This window comes from Ideonella sp. (genome assembly GCF_041914305.1).
In the GTDB taxonomy this organism is placed as follows: domain Bacteria; phylum Pseudomonadota; class Gammaproteobacteria; order Burkholderiales; family Burkholderiaceae_C; genus Ideonella.
On sequence record NZ_JAYSDQ010000001.1, the window covers coordinates 290,208 to 312,217 of the forward strand.

A 22,010-nucleotide genomic window follows, 5' to 3' on the forward strand; every position below is an offset into this window, starting at 1 on the left:
CATGTATCTTTTGATGGTACGTGATTCGACAAGACCTTGCGGAGGCGGCCGGAAGTCAAGCCTTGGAGTGGTGTCCGCGCGTGCTGTCTGAGCGCCACGCCGGGTGCTGCTGGCACAGCGCGTCGAATTCGCCGGCCAGGTCGCGCAGCGTGACGGAGCCCAGGCGCTTGAGCAGCAGCGCCTCGGCCTTCTGCATCGCATCGGCCAGGGCCGCATTGACGACCCGCTCGACGGCGCAATCGGGGTTGTCTCGGTCGTTGCCGATCGCGAAGAGCTTCGGCCCACCGACCGCCATGTGCACGTCGAGCAGCGTGATGCGGTGCAGGTCGGCGCCGAGGCGCCAGCCGCCGTTGTGGCCTTTTTCAGAGACCACGAAGCCGGCCTGGCGCAACCCGGCCATCGTTCGCCGGACGACGGCGGCGTTGGTGCCGAGCATCGTGGCGATCTGCTCCGACGTCATCGGGTGGTCGTTTCTCGACATGTGCAGCAGCACATGGAGCATGCGGGACAGTCGGCTGTCGGTTCTCACCGGCCATGGCCTCGGAGGTGATGGACCACGGATTGTGCCGGTGCGCCGCTGCCAACGAAAAAGCCCCGCATCGCTGGGCTTTCAGCGCTGGCGCAGCGCGGAAAGAACTAGAAGCGGCTGCTGCTGACCTGAATGCCGGCGGCCGGCAAGGAGACGATCACCTCGTCAATGTCGCCGTTGGCGCGGGCCTTGAAGCGCAGCACCATGGAGCCGTCGGCGCTGACCAGCCGATTCGGCCCCGCTGCCTGCAAGGCGACCGCCGTCGTGGCCCCGAGCTCGGCCGTGGGGCGCTGCCGCGCGCCCCCCACGAACAGCAGCCGGCCATCGCTCAGGCGGTAGGCGCCGCGCATGGCCGCGAACTCCTGTTCCGGCAACTTGCCGCTGTGCTGGCCTTTGATCTGGACCTGCTGCGCGTCGGGCTCGCTGCCGGTGGATGCCGCAGTGTCGGCGGCGAAGACGGATGTGCAGAAAGCGCCCACCGCGCCGATGGTCACGAACAGAGTCATGAATCGATGCATGTCAAACTCCCGTTAGGGTGTTGGCCCCCGCACGGCAAGGCTGCGCCTTGCCCGCCCACAGCGGGGGATGGCGGAACTCGGGGCGGCCCTTCGTTCCTTTGGAGAGGCCTGCCCAGTGTGGCGAGCGCCGCGGCGGCCGGTATCGTGATGCGACCAGCGACGGTGCGCGCCGGACGGATTGCGCCACGGTGCGATGAATCGCACCTGTTGGCGCGGGCTGGCGTCGTGTGGACAGGCCCCAAAACGACAAATCCCCGCCGAGGCGGGGATTTGTCATGGGCGGCGGGTGCTCAGGCGGTTTCGCCTTGGCTCTGCTCGATCAACCCCATGTCGGCTGCGCTCATCAGCGCGGTGATGTCCATCAGGATCAGCATGCGCTCGCCGACGTTGGCGATGCCGGTGATGAAGCTCATGTCGACCTGGGCGTTCATGCCCGGGGCCGGCTTGACCTGGTCGGTCGACAGCTCCAGCACGTCGGAGACCGAGTCGACCACGGCGCCGACGACGCGGCCCATGATGTTCAGCACGATCACGACCGTGAAGGCGTTGAAGTCGGCGCTGTTGCAGTTCAATTTCACCCGCAGGTCGATGATCGGCACGATCACGCCACGCAGGTTGACCACGCCCTTCAGGAAGGCGGGCGAATTGGCGATGCGGGTCGGCTGCTCGTACGAGCGGATCTCCTGCACGCGCAGGATGTCGATGCCGTACTCCTCACCGCCGAGGCGGAAGGTCAGGTATTCGCCGTGGGTGGCCGCGGCCGCGGCGCCCTTGGCGCTCTTCACCGCCCGTGCGGCCTCATGCCGCGCCACCTGCTTGGCTTCGGTGATCATGTCCATGGTGTCTGGGTCCTTTGCGTGGAAGGTCGGGCGGTAGAGACGCCGCTACAGGGGTTATCGGCGTCGCTGCCGAATGATGAAGGGGATCAGAAACTTTCCCAGTCGCTGCCGTCGCGCCGAGTGTTGCCGTTGTCACGAATGGACATGGCAGGGGCGGTCGGGTGGGCGCGGCTGGTGCTCTGCACGGTGCGGATGACCTCGTGGGCGGCCCGCTCGTGCGCCGTCGCGGCCGGCTGGCGTGGGTGGGTGGCCAACGCATCGCCGGCTTCGAGGCGGAAGGTCGACACCACCTGGGCCAGGTGATGGGCCTGCTGCTTCAGGCTTTCGGCCGCGGCGGCAGACTCTTCCACCAGCGCGGCGTTCTGCTGCGTCATCTGGTCGAGCTGCGTGACGGCGGTGTTGACCTGGCCGATGCCATGACTTTGTTCGCTGGCCGCGGCGGTGATCTCGCCGATGATGTCGTTGACGCGGCGCACCGAGCCGACGATCTCGGTCATGGCCTCGCCGGCGTCTTGCGCCTGGCGGGCGCCGTTTTCGACCCGGTCGACCGACGAGCCGATCAGGGCCTTGATCTCCTTGGCCGCTTCGGCGCTGCGCTGGGCCAGCGAGCGCACCTCGGCCGCCACGACCGCGAAGCCGCGGCCCTGTTCGCCGGCGCGCGCCGCTTCGACCGCGGCGTTCAGCGCCAGGATGTTGGTCTGGAACGCGATGCCGTCGATCACGCCGGTGATGTCGGCGATCTTGCGCGACGCGACGTTGATCTCATCCATCGTCGAGACGACCTGGGCGACCACCTCGCCACCCTTGGCGGCAGAGGCGCAGGCCGAGGTGGCCAGCTGATTGGCCGTTCGGGCGGAGTCGGCGGTCTGCTTGACGGTGCCAGTCAGTTGCTCCATCGACGAGGCGGATTCCTGCAGGCTGCTGGCCGTCTCTTCGGTGCGGGCGCTGAGATCTTGGTTGCCGGCGGCAATCTGGGTGCTCGCCGTGGTGATGTTTTCGGTGGCGGCGCGGACCTGCTTCAGGATCGTCGCGATCTTCTCGGTGAACTGGTTGAACGACGCGGCGATCTGGGCGATCTCGTCGTGGCCGTTGACCGGCAGGCGCTGCGTCAGGTCGCCGCTGCCGGCACCGATCTCGTCCATTGCATCGCGCACGCGGGCCAGGCCGCGCAGCATCGAGCCCACCAGCCAGGCCACCACGATGCCGGCACCGGCGAGCACCAGCACCAGCGTGATGCCGGCCGTGCGCAGCACCGAGCCGAGCGAGGCCAACGCTTCGCTGCGCTGTGCGGCGGTGACCAGCGTCCACGGGGTGCCGGCCACCGGTGCCGCACGCAGCAGGTAGTCCTGCCCGCCGATGTCGGCCTCGACCCAGGCGCCGCCGGCGGCGCCGGCCGCCTGGATGGCCTCGGCGTTCAACGTCGGCGACAAGCCCGACGCCGGCTTCAGCGCATGCGCCGGGTCGGGGTGGGCGACGATGCTCTGATCCTGGCCGACGAGGAAGGCGAAGCCGTTGGGCGTGGGCTTGATCGACTCGACCGTCTTGACCACGCCGTCGAGAAACACGTCGGACGCGACGACCGCCTGGGTGTTGGTGCCCTCCTTGACCGCCAGCGCAAAAGTCACCACCAGGCGTTTGGTGGCCGCGTCGGCATAGGGCGCCGTGATGATGGCGCCTTCGGACGTGGCGGCCTGCTGATACCAGGGCCGCGCGGTCGGGTCGTAGCCGTCCGGCAATTGCTGCGGCGACGAGAAGACGATGTGCTTGTCGGCAAAGCCGACGTAGGCCGTGTCGATGCGACCCGACTTGACGGCCTGCTGCAGCGCTGGCACGGGCTCGGCCTGGCCCGCAGCGGGCACCAGCGCGCCGACGATGTCTTTCTGCGTGCGGACCCAGGCGGCGATGGTGTCGGCGTGGGCCCGCGCCAGCGTGTCCAGCGATCGCGTGACCTCGTCCCGGGCATGACCACGCACCGTCAGGTAGTTGGCGGAGGTGGCCAAGGCCAAGGTGACGACGACGATCGCGAAGGTGAGCGCAATCAGGCGGTTCTTGATGCTGTGGAACATGGTGAGGTCAAGTTGATGCGCGCGGTGGGTGGCGCGACAACGCCGGCGGGGGCCGGCGTTTCGAATGCGTGCCGGCCGCTGGGCCGGTGGATCAGAAGCTGGTCCAGTCGCCGTCGTCGGCCGACGCCTTGGCGGGCGCCGGCGCGGCAGCCCGCGCAGCGGCCGCCGGCGTGCTCGCCGGGGCCACCGCGACAGCCGCTGCACGGGGGGCCAAGGCGGTGGGGGCGGCAGGGCGGGTGGCCGGTGCGGGTGTGGGTGCGAGACCCGGTGCGGCCGTCAGCGAAACCCGGTCGTCCAGGCGGAAGGTGGCCACCACCTCCATCAGGCGCTCGGCCTGACGCTTCATGCTGTCGGCGGCGGCGGCCGATTCTTCGACCAGCGCGGCGTTCTGCTGCGTCATCTGGTCGAGCTGGACAACGGCCCGGTTGACCTGGTCGATGCCGTCGCGCTGCTCGGCTGCGCCGGCGGTGATCTCGCCGATGATGTCGGACACCCGGCGCACCGAGCCGACGATGTCGCCCATCGTGGTGCCGGCGTCGTTCACCAGGCGTGCGCCGCTGTCGACCTTCTCGACCGAGGCGCCGATCAGGCTCTTGATCTCGCGCGCGGCCTCGGCGCTGCGCTGTGCCAGGCTGCGCACCTCGCCGGCCACGACCGCGAAGCCGCGGCCTTGTTCACCGGCGCGGGCCGCCTCGACCGCGGCGTTCAGCGCCAGGATGTTGGTCTGGAACGCGATGCCATCGATCACGCCGATGATGTCGACGATCTTGCGGCTGGAGGCCGAGATGTCGTTCATGTTCGACACCACCTCGGCAACCACCTGGCCGCCTCGCTCGGCCGCCTGCGCCGCCGAGGCCGCCAGCTGGTTGGCCTGGGCCGCGGCGTCGGCGCTCTGGCGCACGGTGCCGGTCAGCTGCTGCATCGAGCTGGCGGTCTGCTGCAGGTTGCTGGCCGCTTCTTCGGTGCGTTGCGACAGGTCGGCGTTGCCGCTGGCGATCTCGCCCGACGCGTTGGTGATGCCGTCGGTCGAGGTGCGCACCAGCCCGACGATGCGCGTCAGGCCGGTCCGCGTGGTTTCGACCGAGCGCAGCAGGCGGCCGACCTCGTCGTCGGCGCCGGCGTCGACCGGTTGGCTGAGGTTGCCGTCGGCGATCGCGCGCAGCGCGGTGTCGGCCACTTGCAGGCGTCGGCGCAGCGAGCGCGCCAGCCAATGGACCCAGCCGAACACGGCGATCGACAACACCACGGCGACCGCGAAGCTGGTGGTGGCGAAGTTCATCGCCGCGGCGCGCACCTCGGTGGTGTAGACGCCCGAGCCCAGCACCCAGCCCCAGGGGGCGAAGCCGGCGACATACGAGCGCTTGGGCTCTGGCTCTTGCTTGCCCGGTTGCGGCCACAGGTAGTCGACATGGCCGGCGCCCTGGGCCTTGACCATCTCGACGAATTCCCTGAACAGGAACTTGCCGTCCGGGTCTTTCATCTGCGACAGGTCCTTGCCGTCCAGCTCGGGCTTGATGGGGTGGGCCACCATCTTCAGGTCCATGTCGTTGATCCAGACGTATTCCTTGCCCTCGTAGCGGATCGCCTTGATCTCACCGCTGGCCTTGGCCTGGGCTTCGGCGGTGGTCAGCTGGCCGGCCTTCTCCTGGTCGTGGTAACGCTGGGCGATGGCCATCGCCTGCTGCACCACCATGCGGGTGGTGGACAGCCGCTGGTCGAGCGAAGCGTTGTGAAAGGCGCGGCCGGTGTGGGCCGCCACCGCCAACACGGCCACAGTGACCAAGGCGGCCAGCCAGTAGAGGCGGGCGCTGAGGGACCAGGAACGACGCATGGTTGTCTCCATTCGGCGGTGCTGTGACGCCAACGGCCCCGTATGGGGCCGTTGCGGGAAGAGAACTCGGGGTCTGTTCGACGGGCCGGATCAGAACGAGGTCCACTCGTCTTCGGCCGCCGTCGATGCGGCGGCCGGGGCCGGGGACGGTGCGGCGGCAGCCACCGGCGCGGCCGCGGGGGCAGCTGCCGGGCGCGGTGCCGGGGCGGCGGCGCGGGCCGGGGCGGCGCTGCGGGCCGGGGCCGAAGGGGCGGGTGCGGCGGTGGCCAACGAGCCGTTGCCATCGAGGCGGAAGGTGGCCACCACCTGCATCAGGCGCTGGGCCTGGTCCTTCAGGCTTTCGGCGGCGGCGGCAGACTCTTCCACCAGCGCGGCGTTCTGCTGCGTCATCTGGTCGAGCTGCGTGACGGCGGTGTTGACCTGGCCGATGCCATGACTTTGTTCGCTGGCCGCGGCGGTGATCTCGCCGATGATGTCGTTGACGCGGCGCACCGAGCCGACGATCTCGGTCATGGCCTCGCCGGCGTCTTGCGCCTGGCGGGCGCCGTTTTCGACCCGGTCGACCGACGAGCCGATCAGGGCCTTGATCTCCTTGGCCGCTTCGGCGCTGCGCTGGGCCAGCGAGCGCACCTCGGCCGCCACGACCGCGAAGCCGCGGCCCTGTTCGCCGGCGCGCGCCGCTTCGACCGCGGCGTTCAGCGCCAGGATGTTGGTCTGGAACGCGATGCCGTCGATCACGCCGGTGATGTCGGCGATCTTGCGTGAGCTGGCGTTGATCTCGTCCATCGTCTTGACGACCTGGGCGACGACCTTGCCGCCGCGCTCGGCCACCTGGCTGGCCGACGAGGCCAGCTGCGTGGCCTGGGCGGCCGAGTCGGCGCTGTGGCGCACGTTGCCGGTCAGCTCGTGCAGCGACGCGGCGGTCTCTTGCAGGTTGCTGGCCGCGTGTTCGGTGCGTTGGCTCAGGTCGAGGTTGCCGCTGGCGACTTCGGCGCTGGCGGTCGAGATGCTGTCGGCACTGGCGCGCACCTGGCCGACGATGTCGCGCAGCGACAGCTGCATGTCGCCCAGCACACGCACGAAGGCCGAGATCTCGTCCTTGCCGTTGTCGACGATGTTTTCCGACAGGTCGCCGCGGGCGATGCGCTGGGCGCAGGCCGTGGCGGCCACCAGCGGCTGGGCGATCGAGCGCGCCACGGTCCACATCAGTGCGAAGAAGATGCCCAGCACCAGCAGCGCGCCACCGAGGCGGAAGTTGCTCTGGATCATGCCGATGCGCTTGGCCTCGGCGCGTTCGCTGATGATGCGCTCTTCGGTCTCCTTGACCATCGCGGCGAAGGTCGTGCGGGCCTTCTCCAGCTCGGGCAGCGAGCGCTGCGCGTAGGCGTAGCCGGCGGTGTTGTCGAGCTTGGCTTCGACCACCTGTTGCAGCACCGGCGCCAGCTCTTTCGCGTAGGCGGCCAGGCCGGCGGCGCCTTCGGCCAGGTGCTTGGCGCGTTCGGCGTCTTCGGTCTTGGCGGTCAGCAGCGCGGTGGTCGCGGCGACTTCCTTGTCCCAGTGGGTCTTGTGCTCGGCGGCTTCAACGGCGTTGTTGCTGTTCAGCAGCACCGACTGTTCGTAGCGCTGGATGCGGTCGAAGGCGGCCAGGATCGCGCCGGTGTCACGGCTGACCGAGGCCTGGGCGTCCAGCAGCTCGTCGGTCTGCGATTGCAGGCCCTTGTAGCTGACGGTGGCCCAGATACCGAGCGCCATGATGAGCACGCTGACGACCAGCATGCCACCCAGCAAGCGGTGACGGATCGAAATGCTGCGGAGAAAGGTTTCCATGATGGTGCTCGGGTGACGGCCAGTGGGAAGTCAGTGCGCGTTGGATTCGCTCAGATGGAATCTGGCGACCAGGCTGTTCAGCACGCTCGCCTGGCCCTTGAGGCTCTCTGCAGCGGCGGCCGATTGCTCGACGAGCGCAGCGTTCTGCTGCGTCATTTGGTCCAGTTGGTTCACGGCCGTGTTGATCTGGCCTATGCCCTGGCTCTGTTCCGTCGAGGCGGTGTTGATTTCCCTGATGATGTCGTTGACCCGCCGCACCGAGGCGACGATTTCGTTCATGGTGGCGCCGGCGTCTTGCACTTGCCGACTGCCGGAGTCGACCTTCTCGACCGACGCGCTGATCAGGCTCTTGATCTCGCGTGCGGCCTCGGCCGACCGGCCCGCGAGGCTGCGCACCTCGCCGGCCACGACCGCGAAGCCGCGGCCTTGTTCACCGGCGCGGGCGGCTTCGACCGCCGCGTTCAGCGCCAGGATGTTCGTCTGGAAGGCGATGCCATCGATCACGCCGATGATGTCGCCGATCTTGCGCGATGCGACGTTGATCTCGTCCATCGTCGCCACGACCTGGTTCACCGCTTCGCCGCCGCGCTGCGCCACGGCCGAGGCCGAGTTCGCCATCTGGCTGGCCTGGGTGGCGGCATCGGCGCTCTGGCGCACGGTGCCGGTCAGTTGCTCCATCGAGCTGGCGGTCTGCTGCAGGTTGCCGGCGGCCTGCTCGGTGCGGTGCGACAGGTCGCTGTTGCCCGAGGCCACTTCGTTGGACGCGGTGTGGATGCTTTCGGAGGCCTGCCGCACCTGGCCGACCAGGCCGGACAGCGCTTGCTGCATGTGCGCCAGGGCGCGCAGCAGGTCTGCGGTCTCGTCCTTGCCTTCGGTGTCGATCTGGTGCGTCAGGTCGCCCTCGGCGATGGCCATCGCCACCTCGCGGGCATGCTCCACCGGGCGGGTGATCGAGATCGAGTTCAGCAGCGTGGCCGGCACCACCACCAGCAGCACCAGGGCCAGCACGCCGACGAAGGTCATCAGCGCGGTGCGCATCGCGGCGCGGAAGGCCTCTTGCGTGGTCGCGGTCTCGCTGTCGATGATCGCCTGGATGTCGGTGATGCTCTGCTCGACCTGCGCCATGTGCTCCTTGGCCTTGGCCAGCATCTTGTCGGCGGTGCGGGCGTTGTCGTAGGCGCCGTTCTGGATCTGCTCAAGCACCTGCTGGGTGGCTTTCGCGTAGGCGTCCATGCCTTCGATCGCCTTCTTGGCCAGCGCGTTGTCGGCATCGTCCTTGCCTTCGAGCAGCAGGCCGAGCGAGGCCTTGGTCTTGTCGATCGCCTTGGTCCACAGCTCACGGTGCTTGAGCACGGCGACGCCGTCCTCATAGTCGATCACCATGTTCTTTTCGTGCTGGCGCACATCGCCGATGCCGCTGCGGATGTCGCCCAGCGTGTAGACCCGCTTGACCGCACCGGTCATGACCTCGTCGTTCAGCGCAGCCAGGTGGCGGCCACTGAGCAGCGCCGTCAGGCCGACCAGGGCGAACAGCGCCAGCACGATGCCGATGGCGCCGCGCATGCGCAGGCGGATCGAAAAGGCTCTCATCAGGTTCATGCGCTACTCCTCGTCGGTGCTTGTTGGTCGCTGGGTCGGTCCAGGTGGCGCTGCTGCGGATCAGAAGGTTTCCCAGTCACCGCTTTCGGCGGTGGCCGGTGCCGGGGCAGGCGCATGTGCCGGCGTATGTGCAGGCGCTGCGGCCACGGGCTTGTGCGCCACCACGGGTGCGGCGGCCTTCGGCTTTGCCGGGGCCGCGGCCTTGGCCGGCGCAGCGGCCGGGCGGGCGGGCACCGGTGCGGCGGCGCGCGGCGCGGCGTGGCGCGCATCGGCCTGGCCACCCAGGCGGAAGCTGGCCACGACGCCGGCCAGGCGGTTGGCCTGGTCCTTCAGGCTCTCGGCGGCGGCGGCAGATTGCTCGACCAGCGCGGCGTTCTGCTGCGTCATCTGGTCCAGCTGCACGACCGCGCCATTGACCTGGCCGATGCCAGTGCTTTGCTCGCTGGCAGCGGCGCTGATCTCGCCGATGATGTCCGACACGCGCTGCACGCTGGAGACGATCTCGCTCATCGTGGCGCCGGCGTCTTGCACCAGGCGGGTGCCCGATTCGACGCGGTCGACGCTGGCGCCGATGAGGGTCTTGATTTCACGCGCGGCCTCGGCCGAGCGGCCGGCCAGCGAACGCACTTCACCGGCCACCACCGCGAAGCCGCGGCCTTGTTCACCGGCGCGGGCGGCTTCGACCGCCGCGTTCAGCGCCAGGATGTTGGTCTGGAAGGCGATGCCGTCGATCACGCCGATGATGTCGGCGATCTTCTTCGAGCTGGCATTGATCTCGTCCATCGTCGTGACGACCTGCGACACGACTTCGCCGCCGCGGCGGGCCACTTGCGTGGCCGAGCTGGCGAGCTGGTTGGCCTGGGAAGCGGCGTCGGCGCTCTGGCGCACGGTGCCGTTCAGCTGGCTCATCGAGCTGGCGGCCTGCTGCAGGTTGCTGGCGGTCTGCTCGGTGCGGGCCGACAGGTCCTGGTTGCCGCTGGCGATCTCGGTCGCGGCCACGGTCACGCCGTCGGCGCCGGTGCGGATCGCGCTGATCGAGCGGCGCAGTTCAGCCTGCAGCGTCTGCAGCGAGCGCAGCACGGCGGCCGAATCCGAGTTGCCACCTTCGATGTTGATGTCGACCGACAGGTCACCCTCGGCCAGGCGGCGCGCATGGGCCGAGAACACGACCAGGAAGTTGCGCAGCACCGACAGGCCGGTGACGAAGACCAGTGCGCCCAGCACGGTCAGCGTGACGCTGCTGCCGATCACGGCGCCGGCGGACCAGCCTGCGTTCAGGCCGACGATCACGCAGGCCTGGCCGGCGGCGAGCAGCGCCAGGGTCAGCATCGCGCGTTGCTTGGAAGAGAGGAAGGTGAGCATGGAGATTCCGTCTGAAAGATGAGGCTGCGGGGCGTTGGGGGCGAACGCGTGGCAGTGCGCGTTCGCTGAGTCGGCGGGTCAGTGGCGGCTGTGGCGCACCAGGGCCCCCACGTCCAGGATCAGGGCGACGCGGCCGTCGCCCATGATGGTGGCGCCGGACACGTCCTGCACCTTGCGGTAGTTGGCCTCGAGGTTCTTCACCACGACCTGCTGTTGGCCCAGCAGCTCGTCGACCAGCAGGGCCACGCGGCCACCTTCGGCCTCGACCACGACCATGATGTTCGAGACGTTCTCGAAGTCGAAGCGCGGCACATCGAAGACCTTCTCGAGGTCGATCACCGGCATGAACTCGTCACGCACCTCGACCACGCGGCCGGTGCCGCCGATGGTCTTGATCATCGAGGCCTCGACCTGGAACGACTCGACCACCGAGGACAGCGGCAGGATGTAGCACTCGTCGCCGACACCGATCGACATGCCGTCCATGATGGCCAGCGTCAGCGGCAGGCGAACCTTCACGCTCATGCCGTAGCCTTCGGCCGAGTCGATCTCGACCGTGCCGCCCAGCGAGGTGATGTTCTTCTTCACCACGTCCATGCCGACACCGCGGCCGGAGACGTCGGTCACCTGGTCGGCGGTCGAGAAGCCCGGCGCGAAGATCAGGCCGTAGACCTCCTGGTCGGTCATCGAATCGGGCGCGTCGATGCCACGCTCGCGGGCCTTGGCCAGCAGCTTGGCGCGGTTCAGGCCGCGGCCGTCGTCGCGCACTTCGATCACGATCGAGCCGCCCTGGTGCGAAGCGACCAGCGTGACGGTGCCGTGCTCGGGCTTGCCCTTGGCGAGGCGGTCGGCCGGCAGCTCGATGCCGTGGTCGCAAGAGTTGCGCACCAGGTGGGTCAGCGGGTCGGTGATCTTCTCGACCAGGCCCTTGTCCAGCTCGGTGGCTTCACCCTGCGTGACCAGCTCGACCTTCTTGCCCAGCTTGGCGGCGAGGTCGCGCATCATGCGCGGGAAGCGGTTGAAGACGATCGACATCGGAATCATCCGGATCGACATCACCGCTTCCTGCAGGTCGCGGGTGTTGCGCTCCAGGTCGGTCAGGCCGCTCAGCAATTGCTGGTTCAGCGCGGCATCGACGTTCTTGCTGTTCTGCGCCAGCATCGCCTGGGTGATGACGAGCTCGCCGACCAGGTTGATCAGCTGGTCGACCTTCTCGACCGACACGCGCAGCGTGGCCGATTCAGAACCGGCGGCAGCGCGCGCTTCGGCCCGGCCGGCGGGCTTGGCCACCGGGGCGGTCGGCGCGACAGGCGCGGCGGCAGCGGCCTCGGGGGTCGATTCCGGCGTGGCGGCGGTGTTGACTTCGCTGGCCTGCACCGGCGAGCCGGGGGCGTCGTCGAAGAAGCCGTAGCCCAGGTCGGGCGGCGACTCTTCTTTCGGGGCGCCGGCGTTCTCGTGGAAGAAGCCGTAGCCGGCGTCCATCGGGTCGATCCGCATCAGCTCGCGGGCGATGTGGAAGGTGAACAGGTCCAGCAGGTCGTTGTCGCTGGAGGTCGTCACGATCTTGAAGCGGCGCATGCCTTCGGCGCTCTGGCCGTTGGACAGGGCCTCGATCGTGCCGAGGTTGGTGATTTCCTTGAACAGGTCGAACAGGCCGTCCGCGACGCCCGGGTCTTCCAGCGGGCCGACGGTCAGCGCAATGGCCCGGGCGATCACGCCGTTCTTCGGCATGGCCAGCGGCGCGGGCGCGGGGGCGGCGGCCACGGGGGCGGGCGCCGGTGCGGGCGCGCTGCCGCCTTCGGCCAGCGCGCGGATGTGGGCGACCAGCTCGCGCGTGTCGACGGCGTCGCCGCCCACGCCCTGGTGGCGCGCCAGCAAGGCCTTCAGTGCGTCGCCCGAGGCGAGCAGCACGTCGACCATCTGCGAATTCGGTTGCAGCTCATGGCGGCGCAGCTTGTCCAGCAGCGTTTCCATGTGGTGCGTCAGCTCGGCGACATCGGAGAACCCGAACGTCGCTGCCCCGCCCTTGACCGAGTGGGCACAGCGGAAGATCGCGTTCAACTCTTCGTCGTCCGCGGCGTCCACGTCCAGCTCGAGCAGCTTCTGCTCCATGTTCTCGAGGTTCTCGCCGGCTTCCTCGAAGAACACCTGATAGAACTGGCTCAGGTCGATGCCATCGCCCAGGCTGCTGTTGTCGCTCGTCATTTCGGCCATGTCTGGCTCCTCACTTCGTCGTCGTGTTGCCCTTGTGCCCTTCCAGGCTCATCCGCTGGATCAGCGGATGACCTTGCCGATCACTTCGATCAGCTTGGCGGGGTCGAAAGGCTTGACGAGCCAGCCGGTGGCACCGGCGGCGCGGCCGGCCTGCTTCATCTGGTCGCTGGACTCGGTGGTCAGGATCAGGATCGGCGTGGCCTTGAATTTCGGGTTCTCGCGCAGCTTCTTGGTCAGGCTGATGCCGTCCATGCGGGGCATGTTCTGGTCGGTCAGCACCAGGTTGAAGTCGCGGGTGCCGGCCTTCTCCCAGGCGTCCTGGCCGTCCACCGCCTCGACGACGTTGAAGCCGGCGTTTTTGAGGGTGAACGCCACCATCTGGCGCATCGAGGGCGAATCGTCCACGGCAAGAATCGAGTGCATCGCTTTTCTCCGAAAAATCTGGAAGGGATTGGGGGCGGGGGCTTGGAAAGGGGAAGGGGTCAGAACAGCTCGATGGATCCGGCGTCCATCTCGTCCTGGGTGACCGGGTTCGGTCGGCCAGGGCCGTCCTCGACGATGGTGGAACCATCTTCATCGTCTTCGCCCATCGCATCCCGGGCGATTCGGTCGACGCAAGAGCGCAGTCGCTTTTGCGTGTGAGCGATCAGCTGGATCGCCATGTCGTGAAACTGCAGTGCGGTGATCGCGCCAGCCAGGTTCTGCATCGCGTCCTGCATCGCCTCCTGGTTGGCACCCGGCACCGCCGCGGCGACCCGGATCAGGTCGTGGATCTGGCTCGAGGCCCCGTAGAAATGACCGGACAGCGTCTCGCTGGCGTCGTCCAGCAGGCGCTGAAGCCGCTCCAGGTCGTTGCTGGCCACCATCAGATGGTCCTGCAAGTCCGCCGCCGCCAACAATGGCAGGCCGGGGCTGGTGTCCTGTCCGGGGCTTTCAGAATTCAGCATCGTGGCTCCGCGGTGCTCTTCGTGGGTCCGGGCGCAGCCGTCGTCGGCCTGCTCGGAAGTTGTCAGGGATTTTTCGGCAGCAGCGGCCTGCTTATTGACCCGATCACCGGGTCAAAACAGGGCCTAATTCCGCCAAAGGGCCTCGCACCTGCATCCCAGAGGCTGCGCGATACTCGACCCATGAAGGGCGATATCGGCGCAAACACGCCAAGCCGTAGCCTGCGCGTGCTGCACATCGAAGATTCGGAACTCGATCACGAGTTAGCGATGGCTCACCTGCGCCGCGGCGGGGCACAAGTGCAGGCGCTGCGGGTCGACAGCGAGCTGGCTTTCCGGGCGGCGCTGCGCGAGCGCTGGGACGTGATCCTGTCGGACTTCAACATCCCCGGCTTCTCTGGCCTGCACGCGCTGGACATCCTGCGTGAAAGCGGCGTTCAGGTGCCGTTCATCCTGGTGTCGGGCGAAATCGGTGAAGACGTGGCGGTGCAGGCCATGCGCAACGGCGCCGCCGACTATCTGTTGAAGGCCAACCTGGCGCGGCTGGCCCCGGCGACCGAGCATGCGATCGACGCGTTCGAGACGCTGCGGGCCCGCCAGCGGGCCGACCGGGAGCTGGCGGCGTCGCGCCAGCGGCTGTCCGAGCTGGCCCAGCATCTGCAGACCAGCGTCGAGATGGAGCGCGCGGCGATCGCCCGCGAGATCCACGACGACGTGGGCGGCTCGTTGTCGGCGCTGAAGTTCGACCTGGCCTGGATGGCCCGCCACGCCGCCACGCCCGAGCTGAAGGCTCGGCTCGACAGCGCGATGGAGACGGTCACCCACGCGCTGGAGGCCAGCCAGCGCATCATGCACAACCTGCGCCCGGCCATCCTCGAGCAAGGCCTGGTGGCCGCGCTGCAGTGGATGGCCAACCGCTTCGAGCGCCGCACCGGCGTGGTCTGCACCTTTCGCACCAGCCACGACAACCCCCAGCTGCCGCCCGGCGTGCCGCTGGTGGCCTACCGCACCGCGCAGGAAGCGCTCACCAACATCAGCAAGCACGCCCAGGCGACCCGGGTCAGCATCGACCTGTCGCTGGTGCAGGGGGTGCTGTCACTGGAGGTCAGCGACAACGGCCGCGGCCTGTCCGAGGCCGACCTGACCAAGGCACGCAGCTTCGGCATCCGCGGGCTGCATGAGCGCGCGTCCACCGTCGGCGGCTGGGTCGACCTTTCCAGCAGCGCGGCCGGCACGACGCTGATACTCTCGATCCCGCTGGGGCACTACACCACCGGCCCCGCCGAGGGCACCCACCCCGGCGATTCCGAACACGATCCGTCTGCTTGGGGAGAGTTATGACTAGAGTGATCGTGTGCGACGACCATGCGCTGATCCGCCGCGGCATTCGCGACACCCTGTCCGACGCACCCGACATCGAGGTCATCGGCGAAGCCGGCGACTATGGCGAGCTGCGCACGCTGATGCGCAAGGGCAGCTGCGACGTGCTGGTGCTGGACATCAACATGCCCGGGCGCAGCGGGCTGGACGTGCTGCACGTGCTGAAAGACGAGGGCTCGACGGTCAAGGTGCTGGTCGTCAGCATGTACCCGGAGGACCAGTACGCGATCCGCGCGCTGCGGGCCGGCGCCTTCGGCTATGTCAACAAGGGCGGCGACCCGCACCTGCTGGTGCAGGCGGTGCGCACCGTGGCGCAGGGCCGCAAGTACGTGACGCCCGAGATCGCGCAGATGCTGGTCGAGAGCCTGACCACGCCCGAGGTGGCCAACGCGCACGAAAAACTGTCCGACCGCGAGCTGCAGACGCTGGTGATGATCGCCTCGGGCAAGCGCCTGGCCGACATTGCCAACGAGCTGACGCTGTCGCCCAAGACGGTGAGCGTCTACCGGGCCCGGGTGCTCGAAAAGCTCGGCCTGACCAACAACTCCGAGCTGACGGTCTACGCGATCCGCAACGGGCTGGTCGGCGAGTGACGCCGGGGGCATGATCCGCGCGCTGTTCGTCTGCTCGCAGAACCGGCTGCGCAGCCCCACGGCGGAGCATGTGTTCTCGCAGTACGAGGGCGTCGAATGCGAGTCGGCCGGCGTTCACGACTCGGCCAACGTGCCGATCGGTGTCGAACTGATCGAGTGGGCCGACATCATCTTCGTGATGGAGCGGGCGCACCGCGACAAGATCACGAAGAAGTTCAAGCGCCACCTGAACGGCAAACGCATCGTCGTGCTCGGCATCCCCGACGAGTACGAATACATGGACGACGCGCTGATCGAGCTGCTCGAACGCAAGGTGCCGCCGTTTCTGGCCATGCGACCACCCCGGCGGGCCGGGTAGACCCCCAGACCCGCCGGGGCGCCGGCACCGCGGCCACCCGCCGCGGCGCCGGGCCAGCCCATCGCTGAAGGGGCTGGCTTTCCCTCCAATCGATCCCTCCAGCCGGTGTCAGGGCGCGGCGACCTGTTCTTTCACCCAGCCGCCGAGCATGGCCATGCGCGAGTAGATGCCGTAGTGGTTGGGGTCGGCGCAGCCATAACCCCAGCTGACGACGCCGACCTGCAGATGGAACGTGCCGTCGGGGCCCTTGGACACCAGCGGCCCGCCCGAGTCACCCTGGCACGTGTCCTTGCCGCCTTCTTGCAGGCCTGCGCAGAGCATCGTGTCGGTGATCTTGCCGTTGTAGGCGTCGGCCGCGTTGCACACGGTGCGGTCGGTCACCGGCACCTTGACGTTCTGCAGCTCGGGCGGGAAGTGCGGCGTGGTCTCGGTCTCGCCCCAGCCCATGCCCCAGACCGGCTTGCCGGCGGCGGCGAACTTGTTCTCTTCCTTCAAGGTGCTGGCGTATTCGACCGGCGTGATGTCGGTGACATCGGACGCCAGCCGCAGCACCGCCACATCCGAGTCGCTGGTGCGGGTGCTGTACTTCGGGTGGACGGTGATGCGGGCCACGTTCACCCGCCGGCCGCCGTTCTTCAGGTCTTGCGTGCCGACCAGCACCTGGATCTGGTTCGGCTGGGTGCCCTTCACGCAGTGCGCGGCGGTCAGCACGTCGCGCTTGCTGATCAGCGAGGCGCCGCAGAACTGCGCGTCGTAGTTGCTCGAGGTGCCGGCGTCCAGCAGCGCGATCATGAACGGCCACTTGCCGTCTTTGGCGGTCTTGCCGCCGACGACTTCGGGTTGCGCGTTGAGGTCCATGCCCCAATAGGCGGCCATCTCGGCTTCGATCGCATGCACGCGGTCACGCTGCGGGTTGCCCGACTGGGCCAGCGCCGGTGCGGCCATGCCGGCACACAGGGCCGCCACGGCAGCCAGCTGCAGCCGCCGCCGGCGCGAAACGTTCAACATCATCAGGGTCGAGGTCATGGGGTGTCTCCACTGAAGGGTCGGGGTTGAACCGGCCCCGCGGCGAGGGGGCGCGCCGCAAGGCCACGCGAGGCCGTGGCGGCCGGGGGAAGGGCCGGCCAGGGCCGAATGCGCCGACGCATCTTGCCGAGCAAGCCTGCGCGCAAGGATCAGCGATGATCAGTGACCAGGTGTTGCATGGGCCTGGGAACCTGCGGCATCGGGTGGTGTCGAAGCTAACTTTTCCATTGAACGGATGCTGCCGATGTTGATGTGTTCGCTCTCGCGCCGCGCGGCGCTCGCCTGGTGGCTGTGGGCCGGCCTGGCCGTGCAACCGGTGTCCGCGGCCGAACCAGCGTGGGCCACCACCTGGGCCGCAGCGCCGGACCTGGCGGGCCCCGAGCTGAAACCGCAGACGATCCGGCAGGTGCTGCGCACCAGCGCCGGGGGCTCGGCCGTGCGTGTGCGCCTGTCCAACCTGTTCGGCACCACGCCCTTGACGATCGGCCCGGTGCACCTGGCGCTGCATGCGGCGGGGGCGGCCGTCCAGCCCGGCACCGACCGCCGCCTGAGCTTCGGCGGCCAGCCGACCGTGACGATCGCCCCCGGCGCCAGCGTGCGCAGCGATGCGGTGCCGATGACCGTGGCGCCGCTGCAAGACCTGGCGCTGAGCCTGTACCTGCCGCAGGGCAGCGGGGCATCCACCGTGCACAGCAACGGCTTGCAGACCGTCTACCTGGTCGAGGGCGGCGACACCACGGCGGCGCCGACGCTGCCGGCCGGCACCACCGACGACAGCCGCTACTTCGTGACCGATGTCGAGGTCGCCGCCGGTGCCTCGGCGCGCACGCTGGTGGTGCTGGGTGACTCGTTGACCGACGGTATCGGCTCCACGCCCGACCACCCGGCTCGCTGGAGCGACGCGCTGGCCGAGCGGCTGCAGGCCGACCCGGCGCTGGCTTCGATCGGCGTGGCCAACAAGGGCATCGCCGGCAACCGCATCCTGCGCGACGGCACCGACCCGTTCATCGGCCCGAGCACGCTGGCGCGCCTGGAGCGCGACGTGCTGAGCCAGCCCGGCCTCGGCTGGGTGCTGCTGCTGCAGGGCGTCAACGACATCACCGCCTCCGACATGCTGCCGGCGCCGCAAGAGCAGGCCTCGGCTGAGCAGATCATCGACGGCATGAGGGCCGTGATCGCACGCGCCCACGCCGGCGGCGCGCAGGTCTGGGGCGGCACGCTGATGCCACGCACCGGCGCCGAAGGCCGGTGGGCGCAGACACCCACCGCCGAGGCCAAGCGGCAGGCCGTCAACCGCTGGATCCGCGGTTCGAAAGCGTTCGACGCGGTGGTCGACTTCGACCTGGCCGTGCGCGACCCCGCCCAGCCGGACCGCTTGCGGCCCGACTTCGACAGCGGCGACCACACCCACCCCAACGACGCCGGTTACCGCGCGATGGCGGCGGCGGTGGACCTGGGCTTGCTGAAGCACTGACGCCGGACGGCGCCGCCGAAGAGCGCGGACCATGTAAGTTAGGGGGTCGCTGCGTGGCCCGCCGACAAGCCCGCCCCAAGCGTCCTCTGGCCGGGGGCGGTCGCGCCGCGCGCTGCCCCAGATGTCGATGCTTTTCACTCGGCAGACAACCTTTTTTTCTAACCGGCCAATGACGCGCACTGGCCGCAGCGAGGCTTGCGTCTGCACGCCCGTCTGGTTGCAAAGCGTTGCGCGCTCCTCCCCCTAACTCGTGACAACCACGCAGTGCATGGGCCGGCACTCACCGCAAGACCACGCCGTGAACCGCAGCCTGGTCATCGTGGGCCGGCTGCCCGAGCGCAGCGTCGGCCTTGGTGCGAAACGCCGCAACGCGCCTGAAGGCGCGCAAGGGGAGCGACATGAGAACTGCACGCGAGGAACGCGCCGGACTGCCCGGTGCTGCATGGGCGCCGATGACCGCCCGGCCAAGCCTTTCTGACCCGCATGAGTCAGTAGAACTCGAACGTTTTGTGACACCGGCGCTGCGCTTCTCACGCGCGGCGATGGCGTCGCTGTCGGCCGTCGACCGGCGGCTGTTCGAGCGGTTCGGCCAGGGGGCCTCGCAGGATCTGCCGCACCGCTGCATCCACCACGCGTTCGAGGCACACGCGCTGGCGCAGCCCGACGCCGTCGCGGCCCAGCACCTGGACCGGCGCATCAGCTACGCCGATCTGGACCGGCAGGCCAACCGGCTCGCGCAGCGGCTGGCCCAGCACGGCGTGGCCACCGGCGACCGGGTTGCGCTGTTCGTGCACCGCTCGATCGAGATGGTGGTCGGCATCCTCGCGGTGCTGAAGGCCGGCGCGTCGTATGTGCCGCAGCACGTGGGGGTCGCGAAAGAGCCGCAGCTGCGGCATGTGGTCGAGGTCTCGTCGGCCCGGGTGATCCTGACGCTGTCGCACCTGCGGGCGCAGGTGCCGGTGCCGCCCGGCGGTGTGTGCCTGGCGATCGACGAGTGCATGGCCGAGCCGTTCGGCGAGCTGCCGGTGGCGCGCTTCGTTCCGCGCGTGCCGGTGTCTGGCGCCGATGGCTGTTTCACGCTGTTCACCTCTGGCACCACCGGCATGCCCAACGGCGTGCAGGTCACGCACCACAACGTCTGCAACATCTTGCTGACCGAGCCGGGCCGGCTGGGCATGCGGCCGGGCTTGAAGGTCTCGCACATCCTGGCGATCGCGTTCGACATGGCGGCCTGGGAGATCCTCGGCTGCCTGGCGCATGGGGCGACGCTGGTGATCCGCGGTGCCAGCATTGCCGACGCAGTGAGCCAGGCCGACGTGGTGATCGCCACGCCGACCATCCTGAGCGAGCTCGACGCCGAGGCCTGCCGCAACGTGCGCGTGGTGGCGGTGGCGGGTGAGCCGTGCCCGAAACCGCTGGCCGACAAGTGGGCCAGCTTCTGCACCTTCTACAACGCCTGCGGCCCGACCGAGACCACGATCGTCAACACCGCGCAGCACTACCGGCCCGACGGGCGCCGGCTGACGATCGGCAAGCCGACGCCGAACAACACGGTGTACGTGCTCGATGAACAGCGCCGGCCATGCGCGATCGGCGACCTGGGCGAGATGTGGGCGGGCGGCGCCTGCGTGTCGGCAGGCTACCTGCACAACGACAAGCTGAACGCGGAGCGTTACGCCGACGACCCCTTCCTCGGCGCCGGCCACCGGATGTTTCGCACCCGCGACCTCGGCCGCTGGACCGAGGACGGCGAGCTGGAGCACTTCGGCCGCGTCGACGACCAGGTCAAGGTGCGTGGCTTCCGGGTCGAGCTCGATTCGGTGTCCAGCGTGCTCGAGCAGGCGCCGCACTGCGAGCGCGCCGCGACGCTGAAATACGACGACCGCGGGCTGGTCTCGTTCGTTGCGCCGCGCACGGTCGACACCGAGGCCGCGCGCGAGCGGGTGGCGGCCACGCTGCCGTACTACTGCGTGCCGATGGCGGTGATCGCGCTCGACAGCCTGCCGATGACCGACCGCGGCAAGATCGACAAGCGGCGGCTGCTGTCGCTGGCGCAGCTGTCGGGCCTGTTCGATTGGCAGGACACCGCAGACTGCCAAGAGGTGCCGGCGTGATCGAGAACCAGTTTCCACTCGCGCCGCGGGTGCCGGTGCACCCGGTCCGGCGGCTGGTCACCCACCCGTGGCTGATGCACTACCACCTGCTGGTGGTGCTGGTGTCGGTGTTGAACCTCGCGCTGTTGGGCCAGGGCCTGGCCGAAGGCGGCTGGTGGTGGGACGCCCCGAGCCGGCTCGACAGCCTGTCGAAGCTGGTGCTGGCGAACTTTGCCGTCGCGGTGCTGGTGCGCCAGCAGTATGTGGTCAACCTGTTGTTCTGGCTGGCCACACGCGCGCCGACGAGCTGGCCGCTGGCGATTCGCTGGCACCTGGGCAAGGTCTACCACTTCGGCGGCTTGCACAGCGGCTGCGCGGTGGTGGCGACGCTGTGGTTTGGCGTGCTGACCGGCGCGTCGACCTGGGCCTGGTGGCAGCAGGCATCGGGCGTGTCGACCGCGCTGATGGCGGTCAGCGGGGCGCTGGTGGCCTTGCTGGCCGGCATCGTCGTGATGGCCTTGCCGCAGATCCGCACGCGCTGGCACAACCGGTTCGAGCTGGTGCACCGCTTCGGCGGCTGGGCGGCGCTGGCGCTGTTCTGGGCCCACGCCTTGCTGTTCGTCGATGCGCGGCGCGGTGAGCGGCCCTTGGCCGAGGCGCTGTGGGCATCGCCCGCCTGGTGGACGCTGATCGTGTTGAGCACCAGCATCGCGCTGCCCTGGCTGCGGCTGCGCAAGGTGCGGGTCGAGATCGTGCGGCCATCGACCCACGCCGCGGTGGTGCGCTTCAACCATGGCGAGACACCGTTCCCCGGCTCGTCGACCGCCGTCAGCCGCAACCCGCTGGTCGAGTGGCATTCGTTCGCCAATATCCCGGCCCCGGGCGAAGAGGGCTTTCGGCTGATCATCTCGCGCGCGGGCGACTGGACCGGCGATTTCATCAACGACCTGCCGTCGCATGTGTGGGTCAAGGGCATCACCACCGCCGGCGTGGCCAACATCGAGACGCTGTTCAAGAAGGTGGTCTACGTGGCCACCGGCAGCGGCATCGGCCCGGTGCTGCCGCACTTGCTGGCGCAGCGGGTGCCGATGCAGCTGATCTGGTCGACCCGCAGCCCACGCAAGACCTATGGCGATGCGCTGGTCGACGAGATCCTGGCCGCGCAGCCCGACGCGCTGATCTGGGACACCGACGCCAGCGGCAAGCCCGACCTGGTGCACCTGGCGCTCGCCGCGCACCGCGCCGGCCACGCCGAGGCGGTGATCTGCATCGCCAACCAGAAGCTGACGCGCGAGGTGGTGCACGCGATGGAAAGCCGCGGCATCCCGGCCTATGGCGCGATCTGGGATTCCTGAGC

At 68.9% G+C, this 22,010-nt stretch carries 17 protein-coding genes and 1 pseudogene; 6 read left to right on the top strand and 12 right to left on the bottom strand.

The genetic code is table 11. From position 1 onward, the window contains the following. Positions 1-55 precede the first annotated feature (55 nt). The 11 genes and pseudogenes from ACE3SG_RS01185 to ACE3SG_RS01235 form a co-directional block, all read right to left on the bottom strand. Complete coding sequence (locus tag ACE3SG_RS01185; protein WP_374562079.1) at positions 56-529, bottom strand: Rrf2 family transcriptional regulator; 474 nt, start codon at positions 527-529, stop codon at positions 56-58. 107 nt (positions 530-636) lie between these two features. Beyond that, positions 637-1,023, bottom strand: coding sequence for a hypothetical protein (locus ACE3SG_RS01190; RefSeq protein ID WP_374562080.1), 387 nt, complete (start codon positions 1,021-1,023; stop codon positions 637-639). 314 nt (positions 1,024-1,337) lie between these two features. Further along, a complete protein-coding gene (locus ACE3SG_RS01195) occupies positions 1,338-1,886 on the bottom strand; it encodes a chemotaxis protein CheW (protein ID WP_374562082.1) in 549 nt (182 codons plus the stop codon). 86 nt (positions 1,887-1,972) lie between these two features. After that, positions 1,973-3,952 (bottom strand): methyl-accepting chemotaxis protein, encoded by a 1,980-nt coding sequence (locus ACE3SG_RS01200; RefSeq protein ID WP_374562084.1) that lies wholly within the window; start codon positions 3,950-3,952, stop codon positions 1,973-1,975. 91 nt (positions 3,953-4,043) lie between these two features. Next, positions 4,044-5,783, bottom strand: coding sequence for a methyl-accepting chemotaxis protein (locus tag ACE3SG_RS01205; protein WP_374562085.1), 1,740 nt, complete (start codon positions 5,781-5,783; stop codon positions 4,044-4,046). A 90-nt stretch (positions 5,784-5,873) separates the two neighbouring features. Continuing rightward, positions 5,874-7,610 (bottom strand): methyl-accepting chemotaxis protein, encoded by a 1,737-nt coding sequence (locus ACE3SG_RS01210; protein ID WP_374562086.1) that lies wholly within the window; start codon positions 7,608-7,610, stop codon positions 5,874-5,876. Positions 7,611-7,640: 30 nt separating this feature from the next. Continuing rightward, the gene (locus ACE3SG_RS01215; protein ID WP_374562087.1) at positions 7,641-9,209 is read right to left on the bottom strand and encodes a methyl-accepting chemotaxis protein; all 1,569 of its coding nucleotides are present in this window, start codon (positions 9,207-9,209) and stop codon (positions 7,641-7,643) included. Positions 9,210-9,269: 60 nt separating this feature from the next. Then, positions 9,270-10,205: pseudogene (locus tag ACE3SG_RS01220) on the bottom strand (methyl-accepting chemotaxis protein); the annotation flags it as partial. A 444-nt stretch (positions 10,206-10,649) separates the two neighbouring features. Next, positions 10,650-12,785 carry a chemotaxis protein CheA gene (locus tag ACE3SG_RS01225; protein ID WP_374562088.1) on the bottom strand — a complete coding sequence of 712 codons (2,136 nt, stop codon included), beginning with the start codon at positions 12,783-12,785 and terminating at the stop codon, positions 10,650-10,652. Between the two features lie 60 nt (positions 12,786-12,845). Then, positions 12,846-13,208 (bottom strand): response regulator, encoded by a 363-nt coding sequence (locus ACE3SG_RS01230; protein ID WP_374562089.1) that lies wholly within the window; start codon positions 13,206-13,208, stop codon positions 12,846-12,848. A gap of 59 nt (positions 13,209-13,267) precedes the next feature. Continuing rightward, the gene (locus tag ACE3SG_RS01235; RefSeq protein ID WP_374562091.1) at positions 13,268-13,732 is read right to left on the bottom strand and encodes a hypothetical protein; all 465 of its coding nucleotides are present in this window, start codon (positions 13,730-13,732) and stop codon (positions 13,268-13,270) included. Positions 13,733-13,912: 180 nt separating this feature from the next. Here ACE3SG_RS01235 and ACE3SG_RS01240 point away from each other — a divergent pair, with 180 nt between their 5' ends. Genes ACE3SG_RS01240 through ACE3SG_RS01250 form a run of 3 tightly spaced genes read left to right on the top strand, consistent with a single transcriptional unit; the run spans position 13,913 to position 16,060 of the window. Further along, on the top strand, positions 13,913-15,070 hold the full coding sequence (locus ACE3SG_RS01240) for a response regulator (RefSeq protein WP_374562092.1): 1,158 nt from the start codon (positions 13,913-13,915) through the stop codon (positions 15,068-15,070). Beyond that, positions 15,067-15,702 carry a response regulator gene (locus ACE3SG_RS01245; RefSeq protein WP_374562093.1) on the top strand — a complete coding sequence of 212 codons (636 nt, stop codon included), beginning with the start codon at positions 15,067-15,069 and terminating at the stop codon, positions 15,700-15,702. The genes ACE3SG_RS01240 and ACE3SG_RS01245 overlap by 4 nt, the downstream gene beginning before the upstream one ends. A 10-nt stretch (positions 15,703-15,712) precedes the next feature. Further along, positions 15,713-16,060, top strand: a complete 348-nt coding sequence (locus ACE3SG_RS01250) for a low molecular weight protein tyrosine phosphatase family protein (protein WP_374562095.1) — start codon at positions 15,713-15,715, stop codon at positions 16,058-16,060. Positions 16,061-16,168: 108 nt separating this feature from the next. On the opposite strand, the gene ACE3SG_RS01255 is transcribed toward ACE3SG_RS01250, so the two are convergent. Next, positions 16,169-17,086, bottom strand: coding sequence for a serine protease (locus ACE3SG_RS01255; RefSeq protein ID WP_374562096.1), 918 nt, complete (start codon positions 17,084-17,086; stop codon positions 16,169-16,171). Positions 17,087-17,330: 244 nt separating this feature from the next. Between ACE3SG_RS01255 and ACE3SG_RS01260 the strand changes: the two genes are divergently transcribed. The 3 genes from ACE3SG_RS01260 (at position 17,331) to ACE3SG_RS01270 (ending at position 22,008) form a co-directional block, all read left to right on the top strand. Then, positions 17,331-18,560, top strand: a complete 1,230-nt coding sequence (locus tag ACE3SG_RS01260; protein WP_374562097.1) for an SGNH/GDSL hydrolase family protein — start codon at positions 17,331-17,333, stop codon at positions 18,558-18,560. 509 nt (positions 18,561-19,069) lie between these two features. Continuing rightward, on the top strand, positions 19,070-20,674 hold the full coding sequence (locus tag ACE3SG_RS01265; RefSeq protein WP_374562098.1) for an amino acid adenylation domain-containing protein: 1,605 nt from the start codon (positions 19,070-19,072) through the stop codon (positions 20,672-20,674). Beyond that, the gene (locus tag ACE3SG_RS01270; RefSeq protein WP_374562099.1) at positions 20,671-22,008 is read left to right on the top strand and encodes a hypothetical protein; all 1,338 of its coding nucleotides are present in this window, start codon (positions 20,671-20,673) and stop codon (positions 22,006-22,008) included. The genes ACE3SG_RS01265 and ACE3SG_RS01270 overlap by 4 nt, the downstream gene beginning before the upstream one ends. Positions 22,009-22,010 lie beyond the last annotated feature (2 nt).

Bases quoted from the DNA above. Each gene is read 5' to 3' on its own strand.
- ACE3SG_RS01260 (WP_374562097.1), top strand. From the start codon at position 17,331: ATGTTGATGTGTTCGCTCTCGCGCCGCGCGGCGCTCGCCTGGTGGCTG.
- ACE3SG_RS01240 (WP_374562092.1), top strand. From the start codon at position 13,913: ATGAAGGGCGATATCGGCGCAAACACGCCAAGCCGTAGCCTGCGCGTG.
- ACE3SG_RS01215 (WP_374562087.1), bottom strand. From the start codon at position 9,209: ATGAACCTGATGAGAGCCTTTTCGATCCGCCTGCGCATGCGCGGCGCC.
- ACE3SG_RS01255 (WP_374562096.1), bottom strand. From the start codon at position 17,086: ATGACCTCGACCCTGATGATGTTGAACGTTTCGCGCCGGCGGCGGCTG.
- ACE3SG_RS01200 (WP_374562084.1), bottom strand. From the start codon at position 3,952: ATGTTCCACAGCATCAAGAACCGCCTGATTGCGCTCACCTTCGCGATC.
- ACE3SG_RS01195 (WP_374562082.1), bottom strand. From the start codon at position 1,886: ATGGACATGATCACCGAAGCCAAGCAGGTGGCGCGGCATGAGGCCGCA.
- ACE3SG_RS01235 (WP_374562091.1), bottom strand. From the start codon at position 13,732: ATGCTGAATTCTGAAAGCCCCGGACAGGACACCAGCCCCGGCCTGCCA.
- ACE3SG_RS01205 (WP_374562085.1), bottom strand. From the start codon at position 5,783: ATGCGTCGTTCCTGGTCCCTCAGCGCCCGCCTCTACTGGCTGGCCGCC.
- ACE3SG_RS01250 (WP_374562095.1), top strand. From the start codon at position 15,713: ATGATCCGCGCGCTGTTCGTCTGCTCGCAGAACCGGCTGCGCAGCCCC.
- ACE3SG_RS01225 (WP_374562088.1), bottom strand. From the start codon at position 12,785: ATGGCCGAAATGACGAGCGACAACAGCAGCCTGGGCGATGGCATCGAC.
- ACE3SG_RS01245 (WP_374562093.1), top strand. From the start codon at position 15,067: ATGACTAGAGTGATCGTGTGCGACGACCATGCGCTGATCCGCCGCGGC.
- ACE3SG_RS01210 (WP_374562086.1), bottom strand. From the start codon at position 7,610: ATGGAAACCTTTCTCCGCAGCATTTCGATCCGTCACCGCTTGCTGGGT.
- ACE3SG_RS01230 (WP_374562089.1), bottom strand. From the start codon at position 13,208: ATGCACTCGATTCTTGCCGTGGACGATTCGCCCTCGATGCGCCAGATG.